Origin of the sequence: Nannocystis sp., assembly GCF_016714285.1 — a bacterium.
Taxonomy (GTDB): domain Bacteria; phylum Myxococcota_A; class Polyangia; order Nannocystales; family Nannocystaceae; genus Nannocystis.
On sequence record NZ_JADJNN010000009.1, the window covers coordinates 51180 to 69440 of the forward strand.

Below are 18261 nucleotides of genomic sequence, written 5' to 3' on the forward strand. Positions count from 1 at the left end.
GACCCGACCGCGTACCCGTCCTCGCGTGCGCCCGTGCACATGACTCCACGGACATGTCGCTACGGACATGTCATGGCCGGCGCGGCGCGGCGACGCTGGCGCTCGGCCTGGCCGGACTCATGCTCGTCAGCTGTACGCCGACCGGCGTCGGCGGGCTCCCGGCCCGCCCGCTCAAGGCCCAGGGCCCGGTGCTCGCTGTGCCGATGTCGCTGACCGCGAGCGACGGCACCGGCCTCAAGCTGGTCTCGCTCAAGGCCCGCGCGGTGGTCGAGGAGCCGCTGGCCTTCACCGAGCTGCACCTCGTGTTCGAGAACCCGACCGACCGCACGATCGAGGGCCGCTTCGAGATCAACATGCCCCCAAACGCCGCCATCTCCCGCTTCGCCATGCAGATCTACGGGCAGTGGCAGGAGGGCGAGGTCGTCGAGCGTCGCGCCGCCCAGGTCGCCTTCGAGGACGCGCTGCACCGCAAACAGGACCCCGCGCTGCTCGAGAACAAGGCCGGCAACGCCTTCAGCGCGCGTGTCTTCCCGATCCTCCCGCGCGAGCGCAAGGAGCTCATCGTCTCCTACTCGCAGGAGCTGCCGAGCTCCGCTGAGCCCTACCGCCTGCCGCTACGCGGCCTCCCGGAACTCGCTGACCTCGACGCGAGCGTCATCCTCCGCGAGCCCGCCCCGGGCCAGCCCGGCGTGTCCACCTCGATCGCCACCACGACCCAGCAGACCCAGGTCATCGAGCTCCGCAAGCAACAATGGACCCCCGACCAGGACCTCGAGGTCCGCAGCAAGACCAGCGCCCCGGCGATCGGGCTGCGCCACGCGAACCTCGCCGTCGCCCGCGTCGCCCCGGCCGGCGCCATGCCAGCGGTCCCCGTCGGCGGCCTCACCGTGCTGTTCGACACCAGCGCCTCGCGGGCCCTCGACTTCGACCGCCAGCTCGCCGACCTCGCCGCGCTCCTCAAGAGCTTGCAGGAGCAGACCGGCGAGGACTTCACGCTCCGCGTCGTCGCCTTCGACCAGAGCACCGCCGAGATCTACGCCGGCCCCGCCAGCGGCTTCGGCCCCGCGGAGATCGAGCGCATCAGCACCCGCCGGGCGCTCGGCGCCTCCGACCTCCGGCGGGCCCTCGCCGCGGTGGCGCTCGGCCCGGTGCTCCCGCGCGTGCTCGTCATCTCCGACGGTGTCGCCACGGCCGGACCCCGCGAGCTGGCCCAGATCGAGGCCGCCGCGCGTGCGCTCGCCAGCGCGGGTGTGCAGCGCATCGACGCGATCGTCGACGGCGGCATCCAGGATGCCAGCACCCTCAAGGCCCTCACTACCGCCGACCTCGCGTTCAAGGGCGTCGTCGCCGACGGCCGCCTGCCCCGCAACCTCCTCGCGCACAAGCTCGCCAGCGCCACCCTCCCGGACATGAAGGTCAGCGTCCCGGGGGCCGCGTGGGTGTGGCCCGACACCGTCGAGGGCGCCCAGCCCGGCGACGAGCTGCTCGTCTACGCCGACCTCCCCGACACCGCCGCGATGAAGGTCGTGCTCACCGGCGACGCAACGATCGAGACCAGCATCGCCATGACCCCGGTCGAGCGCCCGCTGCTCGAGCGCGCCTGGGTCGGCGCCCGCATCGCTCGCCTCACCGACCAGCGCTCGCTGCTCCCGGTCACCGACCGTGACGGTCGCGAGGCGCTGCAGAAGCAGGTGATCGAGATCTCGACCAAGTTTCGCGTGCTCAGCGACTTCACCGCGCTGCTCGTGCTCGAGAGCGAGTGGGACTACGCCCGCTTCAAGATCGACCGCAACGCCCTCAGTGACATCATGACCGTCGGCCCCACCGGCGTCGCCCTGCAGAACCGCAAGAGCCTCCCGCCCCCGCAGCTCATAGCGACCCGCGAGCCCGCGCCCCTGGCTCCCGAGGCCAACACCGACGAGGAGGCCGGCGGCACCGGGCAGCGCCACAAGGGTGAGGAGGGCAAGATGGGCAAGCCCAGCTCGGAGAGTAAATCGGGCCTCTACGCGATGAAGGGCCCGAAGGACGCGATCCCGCAGATGGCCCGCAACTTCGACCCCGCGGCTGGCCATGGCATTCTAGCGATCGGCAACGACGACGCCGACGTCTGGGGCGGCCTGACCGGCACCGAGGTCGGCGAAGCCTACGGCGTCGGCGGCCTCGGCCTCGTCGGCACCGGTCGCGGCGGCGGTGGCACGGGCGAGGGAACCATCAGCCTCGGCAACACCGGCCTCATCGGCAAGGGGGGCGGCAGCGGCTCGGGCTACGGTCGCGGCGCCGGTGCGGGCTTCGGCGGTCGTGGCACCCGCGTGCCCACGGTGCGCCAGGCCAAGGCCGAGGTGGTCGGCGCGCTCGACAAGGACATCATCCGCCGCATCGTCCGCGCCCACATCAACGAGGTCCGCTACTGCTACAACCAGGCGCTGGCTCGCGACCCCAACGCGAAGGGCCGCGTCGCCATCCAGTTCACGATCGGCGGCACCGGCAAGGTCCCCAGCGCGGTCGTCCAGGACACGACGATGAAGGACGCCGCGGTCGGCAACTGCATCGCCCAGGCGACCCGTCGCTGGACCTTCCCGAAGCCCACCGACGGCAACAGCGTCATCGTGCTCTACCCCTTCGTGCTCGAGCCCGGCGGCGGCAGCAGCAGCGACGCCGGCCTGTCCCGACCGATCACCGCCGCCGAGCGCGAGCAAATGAACCAGTTTCGCATCGACGCCGAGAAGCTCGACGCAGCCCGGGCGCGCGACCGCGAGATCGAACGCGTCCGCCAGGAAGAACGCGATCGCATCGAGCAGGCCGCGGCGGCCGTCGCCGCGGCCCAGCGCGACGCCGACGAGAAGATCCGCGAGGCCGAGCGCGCCTCGGAGGAGGCGGAGAACGCCCGCACCGCCGGGAGCCCCTACAGCGGCAAGATGTTCGATGTGATGGAGCACCTCAAGGCCAACGAGGTCGACGCGGCCCTCGCCCTCGCCCTTCGCTGGCGCGAGGAGGACCCCGGCGACGTGCTCGCCTTGGTCGCCCTCGGCGAGGCCCTCGAGGCCGCCGGCGACCCCTCCGCGGCTGCCCGCGCCTACGGCTCGATCATCGACCTGTTCCCCGCCCGCGCCGACCTGCGCCGCTACGTCGGCGGCCGCCTCGAGCGCCTCGGTTCACTCGGCCTCGACCTCGCGATCGACACCTTCGCCCAGGCCGTCGAGCAGCGCCCCGACCACCCCGCCAGCCACCGCCTGTATGCGTTCGCCCTCGCCAAGGCCGGTCGCGCCGCCGAGGCCTTCGCCGCGATCCGCGTCGGCCTCGAGCAGAAATACCCCGGCGGTCGCTTCGCTGGCGTCGACCGCATCCTGCTCGAGGACGCCGGCCTGCTCGGCGCCGCCTGGCTCGCCGCGGAGCCCAGCAAGGAGCCCGAGATCCGCCGCGCCATCGAGCAGCTCGGCGCCCGCCTCGACACCAACGCATCCCTTCGCTTCGTCCTCACCTGGGAGACCGACGCCAACGACGTCGACTTCCACATCATCGACGGCACCAAGGAGCGCGCCTGGTACGCCCACAAGACGCTGGTCTCCGGCGGCGAGCTGTTCGCCGACGTGACCACCGGCTACGGCCCCGAGTGCTTCGCCATCCCCGGCAAAGCGGCCGCCTTCCCCTACACCTTCCAGGCCCAGTACTTCAGCCGCGGCCCGATGGGCTACGGCATGGGCAAGCTGCAGATCGTCCAGCACGACGGCAGCGGCGGGCTCAAATTCGACGACCGCCCCTTCGTGATCATGAAGGACCGCGCCTACGTCGAGCTCGGCAAGCTCGAGCGCCCGCTGTGAACTGACCTGTCCCTTCAGAAAGGTCCCTTCGGCCATGTCTCTTCGTACCTGCATTCACCTGGCGGGCTCGGTGCTCGCGCTCGCGGCCTGCACCCCGACCCACAGCGGCCCCGTCGACGAGGCCCCGCCGCCGCCCGTCGATCCCAGCGCCGAGTTCGGCCCGGCGCCGCCGCCGAGCTACCTCCCGCGCCAGACCCTGCGCCCCGGCGACCGCGACCTCGGCCGCGCCCCCGTCTCGCTGACCGCGAGCGACGGCACCGGCCTGCGCCTGGTCTCGCTCAAGGCGCGCGCAGTGGTCGAGGAGCCGCTGGCCTTCACCGAGCTGCACCTCGTGTTCGAGAACCCGAACGACCGCACGATCGAGGGTCGCTTCGAGATCGACATGCCGCCGAACGCCGCCATCTCGCGCTTCACCATGAAGGTGCGCGGCGCGTGGCAGGAGGGCGAGGTCGTCGAGCGCCAGGCCGCCCAGCGCGCCTACGAGGACTTCCTGCACCGCAAGCAGGACCCCGCGCTGCTCGAGAACAAGGCCGGCAACGCCTTCAGCGCGCGCGTCTTCCCGATCCTCCCGCACGAGCGCAAGGAGCTGATCGTCGCCTACTCGCAGGAGCTGCCGAGCTCCGCCGAGCCCTATCGCCTGCCGCTGCGCGGCCTCCCCGAGCTCGATGAGCTCGACGCCAGCGTCATCCTGAACGAGCCGATCGCCGCCCCCGCCGGCGTCACCACCTCGATCGCCACCACCACGACCGGCAGCCGCCGCGTCATCGAGCTTAAGAAGCAGAAGTGGACCCCCGACCAGGATCTCGAGGTCCTCGACGACCGCGGCTTCTCGATGATGGGCCTGCGCCACGACAACCTCGCCGTCGCCCGCGTCGCCGCCGTCGGCGCGACCCTGCCCGCGCCGATCTCCCGCCTCACCGTGCTGTTCGACACCAGCGCCTCGCGGGCCCTCGGCTTCGAGCGCCAGGTCGAACGCATGCACGCAACCCTCGCGGCCCTGCGCGCCGTCGGCGACGACTTCGACCTCCGCCTGATCGCCTTCGATCAGGACACCCAGGAGATCTACAGCGGCAAGGCCAGCGGCCTCGGACCCGCGCAGCTCAAGGCGATCGTCGATCGCGGGGCCTTCGGCGCCTCCGACCTCGAGCGCGCCCTGCAAGCCGTCGGCACCGGTGCGGACAGCATCGGCCGCGTGCTCGTGTTCTCCGACGGCATCAGCACCGCCGGCGACGCCGAGCTCACCGCCCTCCAGGCCGCCGCCCGCAACCTCTCGCAGCGCGGCACCCAGCGCATCGACGCGATCATCGACGGCGGCATCCAGGACGCCGAGGTCCTGCGCCAGATCGCCACCGCGGAGCTGCTCAGCCACGGCGTCGTCCTCGACGCCCGCCTCCCGCAGGACAACATCGTCCGCAAGCTCACCACCACGACCCTCGCGGACATGAAGGTCACCGTGCCCGGCGCCCGCTGGACCTGGCCCGATACCCTGCGCGGCCTCCAGCCCGGCGACGAGGCGCTCGTCTACGCCGACCTGCCCGAGACCGCAGCCATGCGCGTGATCCTCACCGGCGACGATCGCATCGATGTCAGCGTGCCGACCCGCCCCGTCGAGCGCCCGCTGCTCGAGCGCGCCTGGGTCGGCGCCCGCATCGAGCGCCTCACCAGCATGCGCTCGGCGCTGCCCGCCAGCGATCACGACATCCGCAACGCCTTCCAGTCGCAGATCGTCGGCCTCTCGACCCGCTTCCGCGTGCTCAGCGACTTCACCGCGCTGCTCGTGCTCGAGACCGAGGACGACTACCGCCGCTTCAACATCGACCGCAACGCGCTCACCGATATCCTCGCCGTCGACGCCAGCGGCGTCACGCTGATCAATCGCCGAGCCGCCGCCCCGGCCGCGCTCGCCAACACGGGCCCCGGCGCCGAGGCCCCGCTCGACTCGGTGATCCCGCAGATGGCCCGCAGCTTCGACCCCGAGATGGCCGCGCGTCAGGCCGGCATCCTCGGCCTGATGCAGGCCCAGGAGGGTCACTTCCTCGCCAGCCCCTACGGCGGCGCCTTCGCGGTCGGCAACGATAACGCCGACGTCTGGGGCGGCCTCACCGGCACCGAGATCGGCGACGCTTACGGCGTCGGCGGCCTCGGCCTCGTCGGCACCGGTCGCGGCGGCGGTGGTACCGGCGAGGGCACCATCGGTCTCGGCACCGGCTCGGGCTACGGCCGCGGCGCGGGCGCGGGCTTCGGCGGCCGCAACATCGGCAACCCGCCCACCGTCCGCCAGGCCAAGGCCGAGGTCCAGGGCTCGCTCGACAAGGACATCATCCGTCGCATCGTCCGCAGCCACATCAACGAGGTCCGCTACTGCTACGTCGAGGGCCTCTCGCGCGTCAGCGGCCTCCGCGGTCGCGTCGCCGTCCGCTTCGTGATCGGCGGCGACGGCAAGGTCGTCGAGTCGACGCTGTCCGAGACCACCCTCGCCGACGACAAGGCCAGCCAGTGTGTCGCCCGCGCCGTCAAGACCTGGGCCTTCCCCACGATCCCGGGCGGCGGCCAGGTCATCGTCACCTATCCCTTCGTGTTCGATGGCGGCGACCCCGTCGGCTACGCGGTGCCCGACACCTACGAGGCCTACCTGCGCAACGCCAGGCGCGAGGAGGCCCGCCGCGCCCGCGAGGAGGCCCGCGAGGAGGCCCGCGAGCGCCGCGAGGCCGCCGCGCAGGAGCGGATCGAGGCCGCTGAACGCAAGCGCAAGCGCGAGCCTGTCGCCGGCGAGATGGCCGAGGTCCTCGCCCTGGTCGCCGCCGGCAAACACGACGCCGCACTGACCCGCGCCCAGACCTGGCACAGCAAGGACCCCGGCGACGTGCTCGCCCTGCTCGCGCTCGGCGAGGTGCACGAGGCCGCGATGCGCCCCGCCGAGGCGGCCCGCGCCTACGGCTCGATCATCGACCTCTTCCCCAGCCGCGCCGACCTCCGCCGCTACGCCGGCGCACGCCTCGAGCGCCTCGGCGCCCCCGGCCTCGCGCTGGCCGTCGACACCTTCAAGAAGGCGGTCGCCCAGCGCCCCGATCACCCGGCCAGCCACCGCCTCCTCGCCTTCGCTCTGGCCCGCGCCGGTCGCCACGAGGAGGCCCTCGCCGCGATCCTCGTCGGCCTCGGCCAGACCTACCCCGGTGGTCGCTTCCGCGGCGTCGACCGCATCCTCCGCGACGACGTGGCGATCCTCGCCGCCGTCCGCATCGCCCATGACCCCGCCAGCGAGAAGGCCGTCAGGGCCGAGCTCGACAGACTGCACATCACCGTCGCGGACGCACCATCCCTCCGCTTCGTCCTCAACTGGGAGACCGACGCCAACGACGTCGACTTCCACATCGTCGACGGCAAGGGCCAGGAGGCGTTCTTTTCCCACCGCCAGCTCGACTCAGGCGGCGAGCTCTTCGACGACGTGACCACCGGCTACGGCCCCGAGTGCTTCGCCATCCCCGGCACCCCCAGCGCCTACCCCTACAAGCTGTCCGCCCACTACTACAGCCGCGGCCCCATGGGCTACGGCATGGGCAAGCTGCAGGTCATGCAGCACGACGGCAAGGGCGAGCTACGGTTCGATGAGCGCCCCTTCGTCATCATGCAGGACGGCGCCTTCGTCCAGCTCGGCAGCGTCACCGGCCCGCTGAAGTGACATGAGGCCCCCGGCATGAAGCAAGGGACATGTCCGATCGGACATGTCCCCCAGGCCAGCCAGAGCCAGCCAGATCCAGCCGACCAGCCAGCTAGTCTGCCTTCTGATTGGTGTACATCGAGTCGATCAGGTCCTTGTAGCGCTGGCTGACCGCCTTGCGCTTGACCTTGAACGACGCCGTCAGCAGCCCGTTGTCGACCGAGAACTCCTGGTCGATCACCCGGAAGTACTTGATCGACTCGAAGCTGGCCAGGCCCTTGTTGGCCTCGTCGACGTAGCCCTGGACCTCCTTCTGCACGGCCGGCCCGAGCGCGTCGGGCGGGTTGCCGGTGCGCTGGGCCCAGGCCGCCAGCTTCTCCTTGTCGACGGTCACCAGCGCGACGCAGTACTTGCGATTGTCGCCGATCACCACCGCCTCCGAGAGGATCGGCTTGGTCTTCAGCAGCGCCTCGATCTTCTGCGGCGCGACGTACTTGCCGCCGCTCGTCTTGATCAGGTCCTTCTTGCGGTCGGTGATGCGCAGGTGGCCGTCGGGGTCGAGCTCGCCGATGTCACCGGTGTGGAACCAGCCCTCGCTGTCCCACGCCTCGGCCGTCGCGTCGGGGCGGTTCAGGTAGCCCGAGACGACGTTCGGCCCCTTCGCCAGGATCTCACCGTCGGCCGCGAGCCGCAGCTGCACGCCCTTGATCGCCGGGCCGACCGTGCCGATCCGCCAGTTGTCGAAGCGGTTGGTCGTCAGGCCCGGGCAGGTCTCGGTCAGCCCGTAGGCCTCGAGCACCACCAGGCCGACGCCCGCGAAGAACTCGGCCACCTCGCGCGGCAGCGGGGCGGAGCCCGACATCAGCGCGTGCATGCGGTCCATCCCCAGCTTGGCCCGCACCTTCGACAGCACCAGCTTGTCGGCCAGCCCGAACTTGAGCCCGAGCCCGAAGGGCAGCGACTTGTTCTTCTGGCGGTACGGGATGGCCTGCTTGCCGACCCCGATCGCCCAGTGGAACAGCTTCTGGCGGATCGGCGGCGCGCTGGCGACACCCGTCATGATCTTGCCGTAGACCCGCTCGAACACCCGCGGCGCCGCCGGCAAGAAGCCCGGCCGCGTCAGCCCGAGGTCCTCCGCGACGGTGGCGATCGACGAGAGCACCACCTTGCAGGTGTAGAAGGCCCCGCCAAATTCCACCATGCGCCCGAACGAGTGCGCCAGCGGCAGGAACAGGAAGGCCCCGCCGACGCGCGCGCGGTCGGTGAAGAGCTGCGCGTCGGCCACGTTCTCGAGGATCGAGAGCATGTTGTCGTGGGTCTGGATCACGCCCTTGGGCTCGCCCGTGGTGCCCGAGGTGTAGGTGTACGTGGCGACGTCGGAGCGCTTGATCGCCGCGCTCCGTCGGTCGCGCTCGGGCTGCGTCTCGGCCAGCGCCGCGCGCCCACGCGATTCGACCTGCTCCAGGCTCTCCCAGTCGTCTGACGGCGCCAGGCCGGTCGGGTCGATGACGATGATGTGCTTCAGCTTGACCGCCGAGCCCGGGTAGTCCTTGTCGTAGAAGTTGAAGCCCTCGCGCGCCGACCGGACCTTCTCCAGCATCTCGCGGTTCTCGACCACCAGCAGCTCCGCGTGCGTGTCGGCGTGGATGTAGCCGACCTCCGGCGCCAGCAGGCTGACGTAGATCGGCACGGTCTTCATGCCCAGCGAGAGCATCGCGAAGTCGCAGAGGATCCACTCGATCCGCGTGTTCGCCATCAGCGTCACGCAGGTGCCGGGCGCCATCGGCAGGTCCTTGAGCACGCCCGAGGCGATCGCCCGCACGCGCTCCGCGGCGTCGGTCCAGTTCACCTCTGTGAAGCTCGCGCCCTGACGCACCAGGTACGCCGCCTCCGAGCCACCAGCGCGGGCGCGGTCGAAGAACATTTGTGCGATGTGTGTATCGGCCATGACGTTTGGCTTTTATACGAAAGCGCGACGTCCTGTCCAGGCGCCGCGACCGACGGCCGTGGGCCTCGTTCGGCGTCCTTCTGGACCTCGCCGGGCAAAGCCGCGCGCAGCCCTGACGCAGAACGGCGAACGGCCACACCGCTACTGCCATTGGCCCGGGGTCTGCCCTCGCTTGACCGCGCCTGACGGCTGCGTGGCCCCGGTGATCCCGGAGCTCGCGCGACCCGTGATCGAGACTTCGGGCATCCACGGGACCGAAGCCCCGCCGCCACGAGGACTCCCGTCGGCGTCAGCGGGCGACGCCGACGACCTTCCAGCTGCCGAAGTGTTTCTCGAGCAGCAGGATGAAGGTCTCGCCGCCGACCTTGGTGACCGCGTAGTTACGACCGAGGCCCTCCATCACGCCGCTGGGCACGCTGCCGAACAGCTTGCGCAGGCCGCCAGCCGTGTGCACTGTCACCGCTCCGGGCTTGCCGCCAGCTTCGCTGATCATCGAGCTGAGCACGCCCGTCAATTCGTCGCGTGTACGGGCGACGATCTGCTCCCCGACATAAAACGGCAGGCTCGAGCGGCTCGCCAGCTTCGCCGCGTCGCCCTCCGCGAACGATCTCAGCCACGTCTCCGCGGCCTTGCCCGCGGCCGGGTCGGCCGTGGTCGTGTACTCGCCCTCGCCAGCAGCAGCACCGCCACCACCACCCCCGCCACCAGCACCCCCGCCACCAGCACCCCCGCCGCCCGCGTGCCCCTCGCCGGGTCCGTGGTTGTGTCCCTCATGCTCTCCCGCGCTCGCGGGCGGCGGCGCGGGTCCCTGCGGGCCGGGGGTGGCCGGGCCGAGCTGACGCGACAGGCGACGACTGGCCAGCGCCTCGGACTCGGAGCTGGCCGGACGCACGGCGCGGTTGGGGTCCGGGCGCTCGCCGTTGCCAGCGTTGTCGAGGATGAAGGGCTCGGCGCCGAAGGTGCCGCAGGCCCGCTCGTCGCGGTGGAAGGCCCAGTGGATGTACACCTTGCCGTTCGGGCTCAGGATCTCCTTGGGCGGGGTGGGGTAGGGCGCCGAGTTGAACACGACCTCGCGGGCCGCGTTGTCGAACTGCATGTTGCCCGAGTAGCGGACCGTGCGGACCTTGTCGATCGTGCCATCACCCAGCAGCACGATCTCCACGCGGGTCCACAGGTCCGGCTTGTTGAGCGCGTGACCGCGGCCCATCGTGTCGAGCTGCTCGAGGAAGTTGTAGGCCCACTTGTCGTGGATCGTTCGGTGCATGGTCGCGATGAACTGCGCGAACGGGTGCTTGCGCGAGCGCAGCGCCGTCTGGTTGCCGGTGCGCACCTCGGGGACCATGTTCTCCAGCGGCGACTGGTAGCGCTCGCGCTGCTCCTCCCAGATGCCCTTCTTCTTCGACTCGCGCTGGCTGATGATCGCCTTCTGCGCCGCCACGTCGCGGCCGAACATCGCGTCGAGGTCGTTCTTCGACAGCCGGAACTTCAGCGCCGCGTCCTTCGTCGGCGTCGCCCCGGCCTGATTGCGCGGCTGCGGCTGGACCGCGGACTTGGCCATGCGGTCGGGCGCCAGCTCGCCGCTGGTCGCCTCGCTCGCCTGGGCCTCGTTCTTCAGCATCTCGGCCGAGTGCTCGCGCTTGGGCAGGTCGCGCATCGACAGCAGCGACTTCGGCTTCGGGTCGTTCTGCTCCGGCCGCTGCTCGACCGGGCTGACCTTGACCTTGGGGGCCTGCTGCGCCAGCTGGCTCTTCTGCTCCTTGAGCTCGGCGATCTTGTTCTCGTCGGCGTGGCCCTTCTCGGGGTCCTTGCTCGGCTCCTGCTGCGCCGCCTTGGCCTTGTCGGCGTCCTTGTGCAGGTTCGAGATCTCCGAGCGCGTCTCCTCGGTGACGTCGCGGTTGATGTTGGACAGGTAGTGGGCGTCGCTCGGCGCCTCCTTCTCGTCCTGGTCCTCCATCTGCTCGACCATCTTCAGCTGCTGCAACTCGAAGTCGATCTTCTCCTGCTGCGGCTCGGGCTCGGGCTCGGGCTCGGGCTTGGGTTGCTCGGGCTCGGGCGGCTTCTCGGGCTCGGGCTCGGGGGGGAGCTCTTTCTCTTTCTCCCGGTCCTTCTTCTTCGGCCGCGGCTTGTCCTTCTCGGGCACCGGCTCGGGCGCGAGCAGCTCGGCCAGCGGGTCGCGCTCGGGCGGCGGATCGTCGACGAGCGCGACGATCACCGGCACTGGCTCACACTCGCCGTCGACCACGACCTGCTGCACGCCGGTCAGCAGCTGCATGGGATCGCCGCTCAGCGCGGCGTCGACGAGCCGCAGGCCGCGGGTCTGTCCGTTCACACACACCTTCTGCTGCGCCAGCGGGACCGGCCGCTCGCCGCTGGCGAACAGGACCAGGCTGGCCCACAGGCTCCCGTAGTTCAGACCGACCGAAACCAGCAGGCAGGCCAGCAGCACCAGCGGGCTCGGCCGCCGACGTGCGCGCAGCGAGACCGGCCCATCGGGCTCACTCGGGCTGGGTCGGCGGGGCCGCACGGGCATCACTGTAGCGGAACTCCCCCGTCGGGGCCTGTTGGGCTCGCTCGCACCTCAGCGGCGAACGCGCTGGCGGCCGCGCCGATCTGCGAGCGAGGCCACGCTCTCGGAGTCAGCCAGTCACGTCACGTCACGTCACATCAGTGCAGGTTGCGGTAGACGCCGACGACCTTGCCGAGGATGTCGAAGCTGCGGCTGTCGTTGCGATGGACGAAGATCGGCTCCATCGCGCCGTTGGCCGGTTGAAGCCGGATCTTCTCGCCTTCGAGGTAGTAGCGCTTGCAGGTGGCCTCGCCCTCGATCATGGCGACCACGATCTCCCCGCGCTCGGCGGTCGACTGGCGGCGGACGAACAGGTAGTCGCCGTCGAAGATGCCGTCCTCGATCATGCTCTCGCCGCTGACCACGAGGCCGAAGACCTCACGCGATGGGTAGGAGCCGAGGAAGAAGCGGTCGACGTTGACCCGGTCGATCACGTTCTCCTCGGCGAGGATCGGCTGACCCGCAGCCACCCGGCCGAGGATCGGCACCTCGATCTTGCGCGCGCTCTCCGGCGCGTCGACCGGGCGCAGCGCGCGGCTCTTGAGCTCCTCGCGCACCAGATAGCCCTTGCGCTCGAGCGCCTTCAGGTGGTCGTTGACCCCGTTGGTCGACTTGATGCCCATGTGCTCGCCGATCTCTCGCAGCGTGGGCGGGTAGCCGTGCTCATCCAGACAGCTGCTGATGAAGTCGAGCGCTTGTTGTTGGCGGTGGGTCAGGCTGGGCTTCACGGCAGGTACCTCCTGGTTCGCGTCGAATGCGCTCTTCGACACTGAACGGGTGTATACAAACATTTGCGCAGGTCAAGCTTTTGCACCGCCTCGCCGACCCACCTGGCGCCCAAAATTTGCGTCGCGGCCATCGGCCGGCGACCCTGTCTGTGCGCATGCAACCGCAGACCCCTCTGGAACGTCGTTCGGGTAGGCAGGATCGCCGCGCTCCTGGCCTGGCGGTGGCACCCTCCAGCGGCGAGCGACGCAGCGGACAGCGGCGCCAGCTGCCGCGCTCGCGCTGGCAGCAGTGGCCCTCGCTGCTCGCCTCGGCCGTGCTCGGTGTGGTCGTCGCGGTGCTGCTGCAGTCGATCGCCGCGGACGCTCCACCGCAGGCGTGGGCCGCGGGTCTCGTGGCCCGGGTGCCGCAGCCGTCGGTCGGGCCGCAGCAGCTGCCGCGGTTCACCGCCGCCGAGGCGGCCGCGCTGCGCGACGAGGCCGAGGCCCTCACGCCAGCCGCGGTGGTCCTCGACGAGCGGGCCGGTCTCCGCTGGCGGCCGCTGCTGGGCGAGCTGACGGCCGCGGCCGTCGACCCGGCGACGCCGGAGTCAGTGCGCAGCGATCTGCACGCGACCTGTGTCGCGCTCGAGCGCCTCGGGCTCTAGACCCGCCGGGCGACCCACGAGCTCGCCAGCAAGTTTCATCGCGCGAGCGGTGCGCCGCGAATTTTGTTACGGTCCGCTCAGAGGAACACATATATGCGCTTCGGATCGCTCTGGACCACCTCGCTCGCCCTCCTGCTCGCAGCCTGCGGCGACAAGCCGCCCGCCGACAGCGCGACCTCCGACAGCGCGACCGAGTCCGCCAGCGCCACCGAGTCGGCCGGCGAGACCTCCGGCGCGACCAGCAATGGCCCCACCTCCGCGACCGAATCCGCCAGCGCCAGCGCGACCGAGGGCCCCGGCTCCGACCCGACCGTCGACCCCAGCAGCCCGAGCACGACCGAGGTCGTCACCACCTTCATCGTGACCCCCGACGGCGGCGGCGCCGTCAGCGAGTGCGACCCCAAGCAGCAGGACTGCAAGGCGGACGAGAAGTGCACCGCCGTCTCCCCCAAGGAGGGCGAACCCTGGGGCATCAACAAGTGCGTGCCCGTCATGGGCGACAGCCAGGTCGGCGACCCCTGCGACATCGTCGACGGCAAGTACACCGGCCTCGACAACTGTGACATCGGCCTCATCTGCCTGCTCACCGACGACGAGGGCAAGGGCGGCGCCTGCGTCGAGTTCTGCGACACCAACGACCAGTGCCCCAAGACCGGGGCCAAGTGCGTGGTCTACAACGAAGGCTCGCTGCCGATCTGCCTGGTCGACTGCGACCCGCTGATCCAGGACTGTCCCGAAGGACAGGCCTGTTACAACTCCGCCGGCGACGCCTTCGTCTGCTTCAAGGAGAGCGCCATGCCCGGCGAGGGCGCCCCCGGCGACCCCTGCAGCTATATCAATCAGTGCCAGAAGGGCTCGTTCTGCGCCAACCCGGCCTCGCTCTCGATGTGCGCCGCCGACAGCGGCTGCTGCACCCCCTACTGTCCGGTCGACGGCGGCAACGCGCCGTGCAACGAGGGCGAGGACTGCGTCGCCTTCTTCGTCATGGGCATGGCCCCGCCCGGCTTCGAGAACGTCGGCGTGTGCGTGGTCCCCGGTTAGCACGGGCGCGCACATGGCCGCGGCGGCGTGGCGCAGGCCTGCTAGGCTTGCGCCATGCGCATCCTCGTCCAGGCGATCATCACCGGCTTCGGCCTCAAGCTCGGGGCCGACATCTACAAATTCGTGAAGCAGCGCGTCGGCCTGCAGGACCCCGACGACGGCGACGACGCGGTCGCGGCCGGCGCTGACAAGGCCGCGGACTCGTGAGCGACGAGCTGCACATCGAGGATCTCCGGCCGGGCATGGGCCCCGCGGCGCGCCCCGGCCAGCAGCTCGTCGTCCACTACAGCGGCTGGCTCGCGGACGGCACCCGCTTCGACAGCTCGCACGAGCGCGGCAAGCCGCTTCGCTTCCGCCTCGGCGCGGCCGAGGTGATCCTCGGCTGGGACGATGGCCTGGTCGGCATGCAGGTCGGCGGCCTGCGCCGCCTGACGGTCCCCGCGAAGCTCGCCTACGGCCGCCGCGGCCGCCCCGGCGTCATCCCCCGCAACGCGACGCTGCGCTTCGAGGTCGAGCTGCTCGCGCTCGATGGTTGACCTGTACATGTCCTTCGGGACATGTCACTTCGACCACGCGAGCAGGACCTCCAGCGGCCGGTGGTCCGAGCCCAGCGCCGGACCCACGCGCCGCGCCACGGTGACCAGGCGTGGGTCGTGCCAGCAGTGGTCGATGGCGATCCGCAGCGGCCCGGGCAAGTCGGGCCAGCTTCCGGCCGACAGCAGCCCACCGGCCAGCAGCGAGTCGCGTAGCCCCGCGCTGCGCAGCGGCGCCACGCCGGCGCTGAAGGGCGTCGCGTTGAGGTCGCCGAGCAGCACCGGCGCGCGCCCGGCCTCGAGCTCCGCCGCGGCCCAGCGGGCGGCGCCGACCAGCTGCGCGTCGCGGGTCTCGGCGTACGCCCGCGACACCGGCGGCAGCGTGTGCATGCTGAGCAGCGCAAGCTCGCGGCCGTCGTGGCGCAGGCGCAGCGCGAGCGCGGGCAGGTCAGCGAAGATCAGCCGCTCGCTGGCCAGCAGCTCGGGCGCGGCGCCCTCGCGCAGCAGCGCGGCCAGGCCGAAGTTGTCATTGCGCGGCACGCTGGCGATCACCCGATAGCCCGGCGCGGTCGCGAGGACGGCGGCCCAGCGCGGGTCGACCTCCTGCAACAACACGAGGTCGGCGTCGCTGCTGGCGATCCACGCCAGCACCGCGTCGTGCTGGCGATTGCTCGTCAGCAGGTTCAGGTGCGCCAGGCGCAGCGGCGGGCCCACGCTGGGCCTGTCCTCGGGGACAGCATACGGGGCGAGCAGCGCGAGCTCGGCGATCAAGAGGAGGCCCGCGACCGCGGCCAGCGACCCACGGCGACACAGCCCCGCCAGCAGCAGCGCCAGCAGCAGCGCGCCCGCGTACTGGACCCGGAAGTGCGCGAACAGGTCGAGCCACCAGGCGAAGGCCCCGAGCAGGCCGAGCCCGAGCCCGATGCCGCCGCCGACCACCAGGACGACGCAGAGCGGGACCAGGACGCGGTCGAGGAACACGGCGCCAGCCTACACCGGCCAGTTGCGGCCCACGGCCCCCGCCACGTACAGGCGCGAATTGGCCGTGCGTCGGCGCACGGACGAAGATCGAGAACCGCCAGGCCGCCGGGAACCCCGGCCAGGGGCCGCTGTCTGTGCCCCCGTAACAGGCCAGAGGACCCGACCCATGTCCACCAAGACCCTCGCAATCAAGGTTTTTTACGGCGACCAGCTCGTCGACACCCAGACCCTCTCCCAGGACGTCATCAAGATCGGCAAGTTGAAGAGCAGCCACGTCTGTCTCGATGACGAGGCCGTCGCCCGCATGCACGCGGTGATCGAGGTCTCGGGCGACGAGGTCCGAGTCATCGACCTCGGCAGCGCGACCGGCACGACGCTGAACGGCGGGCGGGTCGACAAGAACGCGGTGCTGAACGACGGCGACGTGCTGAACTTCGGGCCGTACCGCCTCGAGATCGGCTTCGTGCGCCAGGCCGCCGTCGCGGCGCCGGTCCACGCCGCGCCGATCGCCGCGCCGATGGCCGCTGCGCCGATGGCCGCCGCCGCCGCCGCGCCGATGATGAACCGCGCGCCGATCCAGATCGACGCCAGCGAGTTCGAGGTGCAGAACGGCTCGCGGGTCGCCGAGGTCGTGGCGATGTTCGGCAGCACGGTGCTCGATGTGCAGCACGTCGGCCAGCTGAAGAACAAGAAGTCGCAGGCGCCGATGTTCCTGGCGATCGGCGGCTTGCTGATGATCGCGGGCACGGGCGTGTTCCTCAACGAGGTCGGCCAGGACTGGTCGGGCTACCAGGACAAGCTGGCCGAGGCGAACGAGTCGGGCGGCGTGCGCCCGCAGAAGCCGGGCAACGGGCTCGCTGGGCTCGGCGTCGGCCTCGCGCTGCTGGGCCTGGTGCCGTTCGGCTTCGGCCTGATCCGCCTCGGCGACTTCGTGAACCGCAGCTACACGATCGGCGAGTCGCACGGCGCGTCGTTCCACGTGCCGCCGCAGGGCCTGCCCGACGGCGCCGCGTTCCCGCTGGTGCGGGGCAGCGACCACGAGTTCGCGCTGAACTTCACGCAGGGCATGACCGGTGAGGTGACCTTCGACGGCCAGAGCGTGTCGCTCGGCCAGCTGGTGAGCTCGGGCCGCGCCGGCTCGGCGGGCTCGTCGTACACCTTCCCGCTGCCGCCCGGAGCCAACTGCCGGGTCAAGTACAACGACGTCACCTTCTTCGTGAACTCGGTCGCCCCGGGCGCCGTGATCAAGGGCGGCGGCGACACGGACAAGCCGTTCTGGTTCTACAACGGCGCCTCGTTCGCGGTGATCGGCTCGCTGCTGGTGCTCACGCACCTGATCCCCAACGAGGCCGGTGAGCTGAGCCTCGACGAGATGGGCGAGGAGAACCGCTTCGTCGGCTACCTCAACGCGCCCGACAAGCCGCCGGAGGAGGAGGAGCCGCCGCCCGAGGATCAGGAGAACACCGACGAGGAGGCCGGCGGCACCGGCCAGCGGCACAAGGGCGAGGAGGGCAAGATGGGCAAGCCCACCTCGAAGAGCAAGTCCGGCCTCTACGCGATGAAGGGCCCGAAGGACGCGATCCCGCAGATGGCCCGCAACTTCGACCCGGAGATGGCGGCCCGTCAGGCCGGCATCCTCGGCGTGATGCAGCAGCAGAGCGGCCACTTCCTCGCCTCGCCGTACGGCGGCGCGTTCGCGGTCGGCAACGACGACGCGGACGTGTGGGGCGGCTTGACCGGCACGGAGATCGGCGAGGCCTACGGCGTCGGCGGCCTCGGTCTGGTCGGCACGGGTCGCGGCGGCGGTGGCACCGGCGAGGGCACCATCGGCCTCGGCAACACCGGTCTCATCGGCAAGGGCGGCGGCGGCGGTTCGGGCTCGGGCTACGGCCGTGGCGCGGGCGCAGGCTTCGGCGGTCGTGGCACCCGCGTGCCGACGGTGCGTCAGGCCAAGGCCGAGGTCCAAGGCGCGCTCGACAAGGACATCATCCGCCGCATCGTCCGCGCGCACATCAACGAGGTCCGCTACTGCTACAACCAGGCGCTGGCCCGCGACCCGAACGCCAAGGGCCGCGTCGCCGTGCAGTTCACCATCGGCGGCACCGGCAAGGTGCCCTCGGCGGTGGTCCAGGAGACGACGATGAAGGACGCCGCGGTCGGCAACTGCATCGCCCAGGCGGTCCGCCGCTGGACCTTCCCCAAGCCCGAGGGCGGCGGCAGCGTCATCGTGACCTACCCGTTCGTGCTCGAGCCGGGCTGATGCCCGGGCCCACGCGGGCCCGCTCCAACCACGCGAACCAGGAGCTCGGCCTTGCCGGGCTCCTGGCGCTCGTGCAGCCCGCGG

11 protein-coding genes are annotated in these 18261 nt (G+C 71.1%); 7 read left to right on the top strand and 4 right to left on the bottom strand.

Translation table 11 applies throughout. The features are described 5' to 3' along the window. Nucleotides 1-53: 53 nt before the first annotated feature. Nucleotides 54-3818 carry an AgmX/PglI C-terminal domain-containing protein gene (locus IPJ59_RS16930; protein WP_293272496.1) on the top strand — a complete coding sequence of 1255 codons (3765 nt, stop codon included), beginning with the start codon at nt 54-56 and terminating at the stop codon, nt 3816-3818. A gap of 34 nt (nt 3819-3852) precedes the next feature. Further along, a complete protein-coding gene (locus tag IPJ59_RS16935; RefSeq protein WP_293272497.1) occupies nt 3853-7497 on the top strand; it encodes an AgmX/PglI C-terminal domain-containing protein in 3645 nt (1214 codons plus the stop codon). A gap of 91 nt (nt 7498-7588) precedes the next feature. Here the strand turns inward: IPJ59_RS16935 and IPJ59_RS16940 are convergent, their stop codons facing one another. From IPJ59_RS16940 to lexA, 3 genes are all read right to left on the bottom strand, one after another. Continuing rightward, nucleotides 7589-9424, bottom strand: a complete 1836-nt coding sequence (locus IPJ59_RS16940; protein ID WP_293272498.1) for an AMP-dependent synthetase/ligase — start codon at nt 9422-9424, stop codon at nt 7589-7591. Nucleotides 9425-9713: 289 nt separating this feature from the next. Next, complete coding sequence (gene tolA / locus IPJ59_RS16945) at nt 9714-11948, bottom strand: cell envelope integrity protein TolA (RefSeq protein WP_293272499.1); 2235 nt, start codon at nt 11946-11948, stop codon at nt 9714-9716. Nucleotides 11949-12088: 140 nt separating this feature from the next. Further along, nucleotides 12089-12718: a transcriptional repressor LexA gene (gene lexA / locus IPJ59_RS16950; protein ID WP_293263085.1), complete on the bottom strand. Its 630-nt coding sequence runs from the start codon at nt 12716-12718 to the stop codon at nt 12089-12091. 221 nt (nt 12719-12939) lie between these two features. On the opposite strand from lexA, the gene IPJ59_RS16955 reads away from it, so the two are divergent. The 4 genes from IPJ59_RS16955 (at nt 12940) to IPJ59_RS16970 (ending at nt 14939) form a co-directional block, all read left to right on the top strand. Then, a complete protein-coding gene (locus IPJ59_RS16955; RefSeq protein WP_293272500.1) occupies nt 12940-13362 on the top strand; it encodes a hypothetical protein in 423 nt (140 codons plus the stop codon). A 93-nt stretch (nt 13363-13455) separates the two neighbouring features. Then, nucleotides 13456-14403, top strand: coding sequence for a ribulose phosphate epimerase (locus IPJ59_RS16960; protein ID WP_293272501.1), 948 nt, complete (start codon nt 13456-13458; stop codon nt 14401-14403). 54 nt (nt 14404-14457) lie between these two features. Then, nucleotides 14458-14610, top strand: coding sequence for a hypothetical protein (locus IPJ59_RS16965; RefSeq protein ID WP_293272502.1), 153 nt, complete (start codon nt 14458-14460; stop codon nt 14608-14610). Next, nucleotides 14607-14939 (top strand): FKBP-type peptidyl-prolyl cis-trans isomerase, encoded by a 333-nt coding sequence (locus IPJ59_RS16970; RefSeq protein ID WP_293272503.1) that lies wholly within the window; start codon nt 14607-14609, stop codon nt 14937-14939. The genes IPJ59_RS16965 and IPJ59_RS16970 overlap by 4 nt, the downstream gene beginning before the upstream one ends. Before the next feature lie 24 nt (nt 14940-14963). Here IPJ59_RS16970 and IPJ59_RS16975 read toward each other — a convergent pair whose 3' ends face one another. After that, on the bottom strand, nt 14964-15917 hold the full coding sequence (locus IPJ59_RS16975) for an endonuclease/exonuclease/phosphatase family protein (RefSeq protein WP_293272504.1): 954 nt from the start codon (nt 15915-15917) through the stop codon (nt 14964-14966). Nucleotides 15918-16083: 166 nt separating this feature from the next. Here IPJ59_RS16975 and IPJ59_RS16980 point away from each other — a divergent pair, with 166 nt between their 5' ends. Beyond that, nucleotides 16084-18177, top strand: coding sequence for an AgmX/PglI C-terminal domain-containing protein (locus IPJ59_RS16980; protein ID WP_293263097.1), 2094 nt, complete (start codon nt 16084-16086; stop codon nt 18175-18177). The last annotated feature ends 84 nt before the right edge of the window (nt 18178-18261 follow it).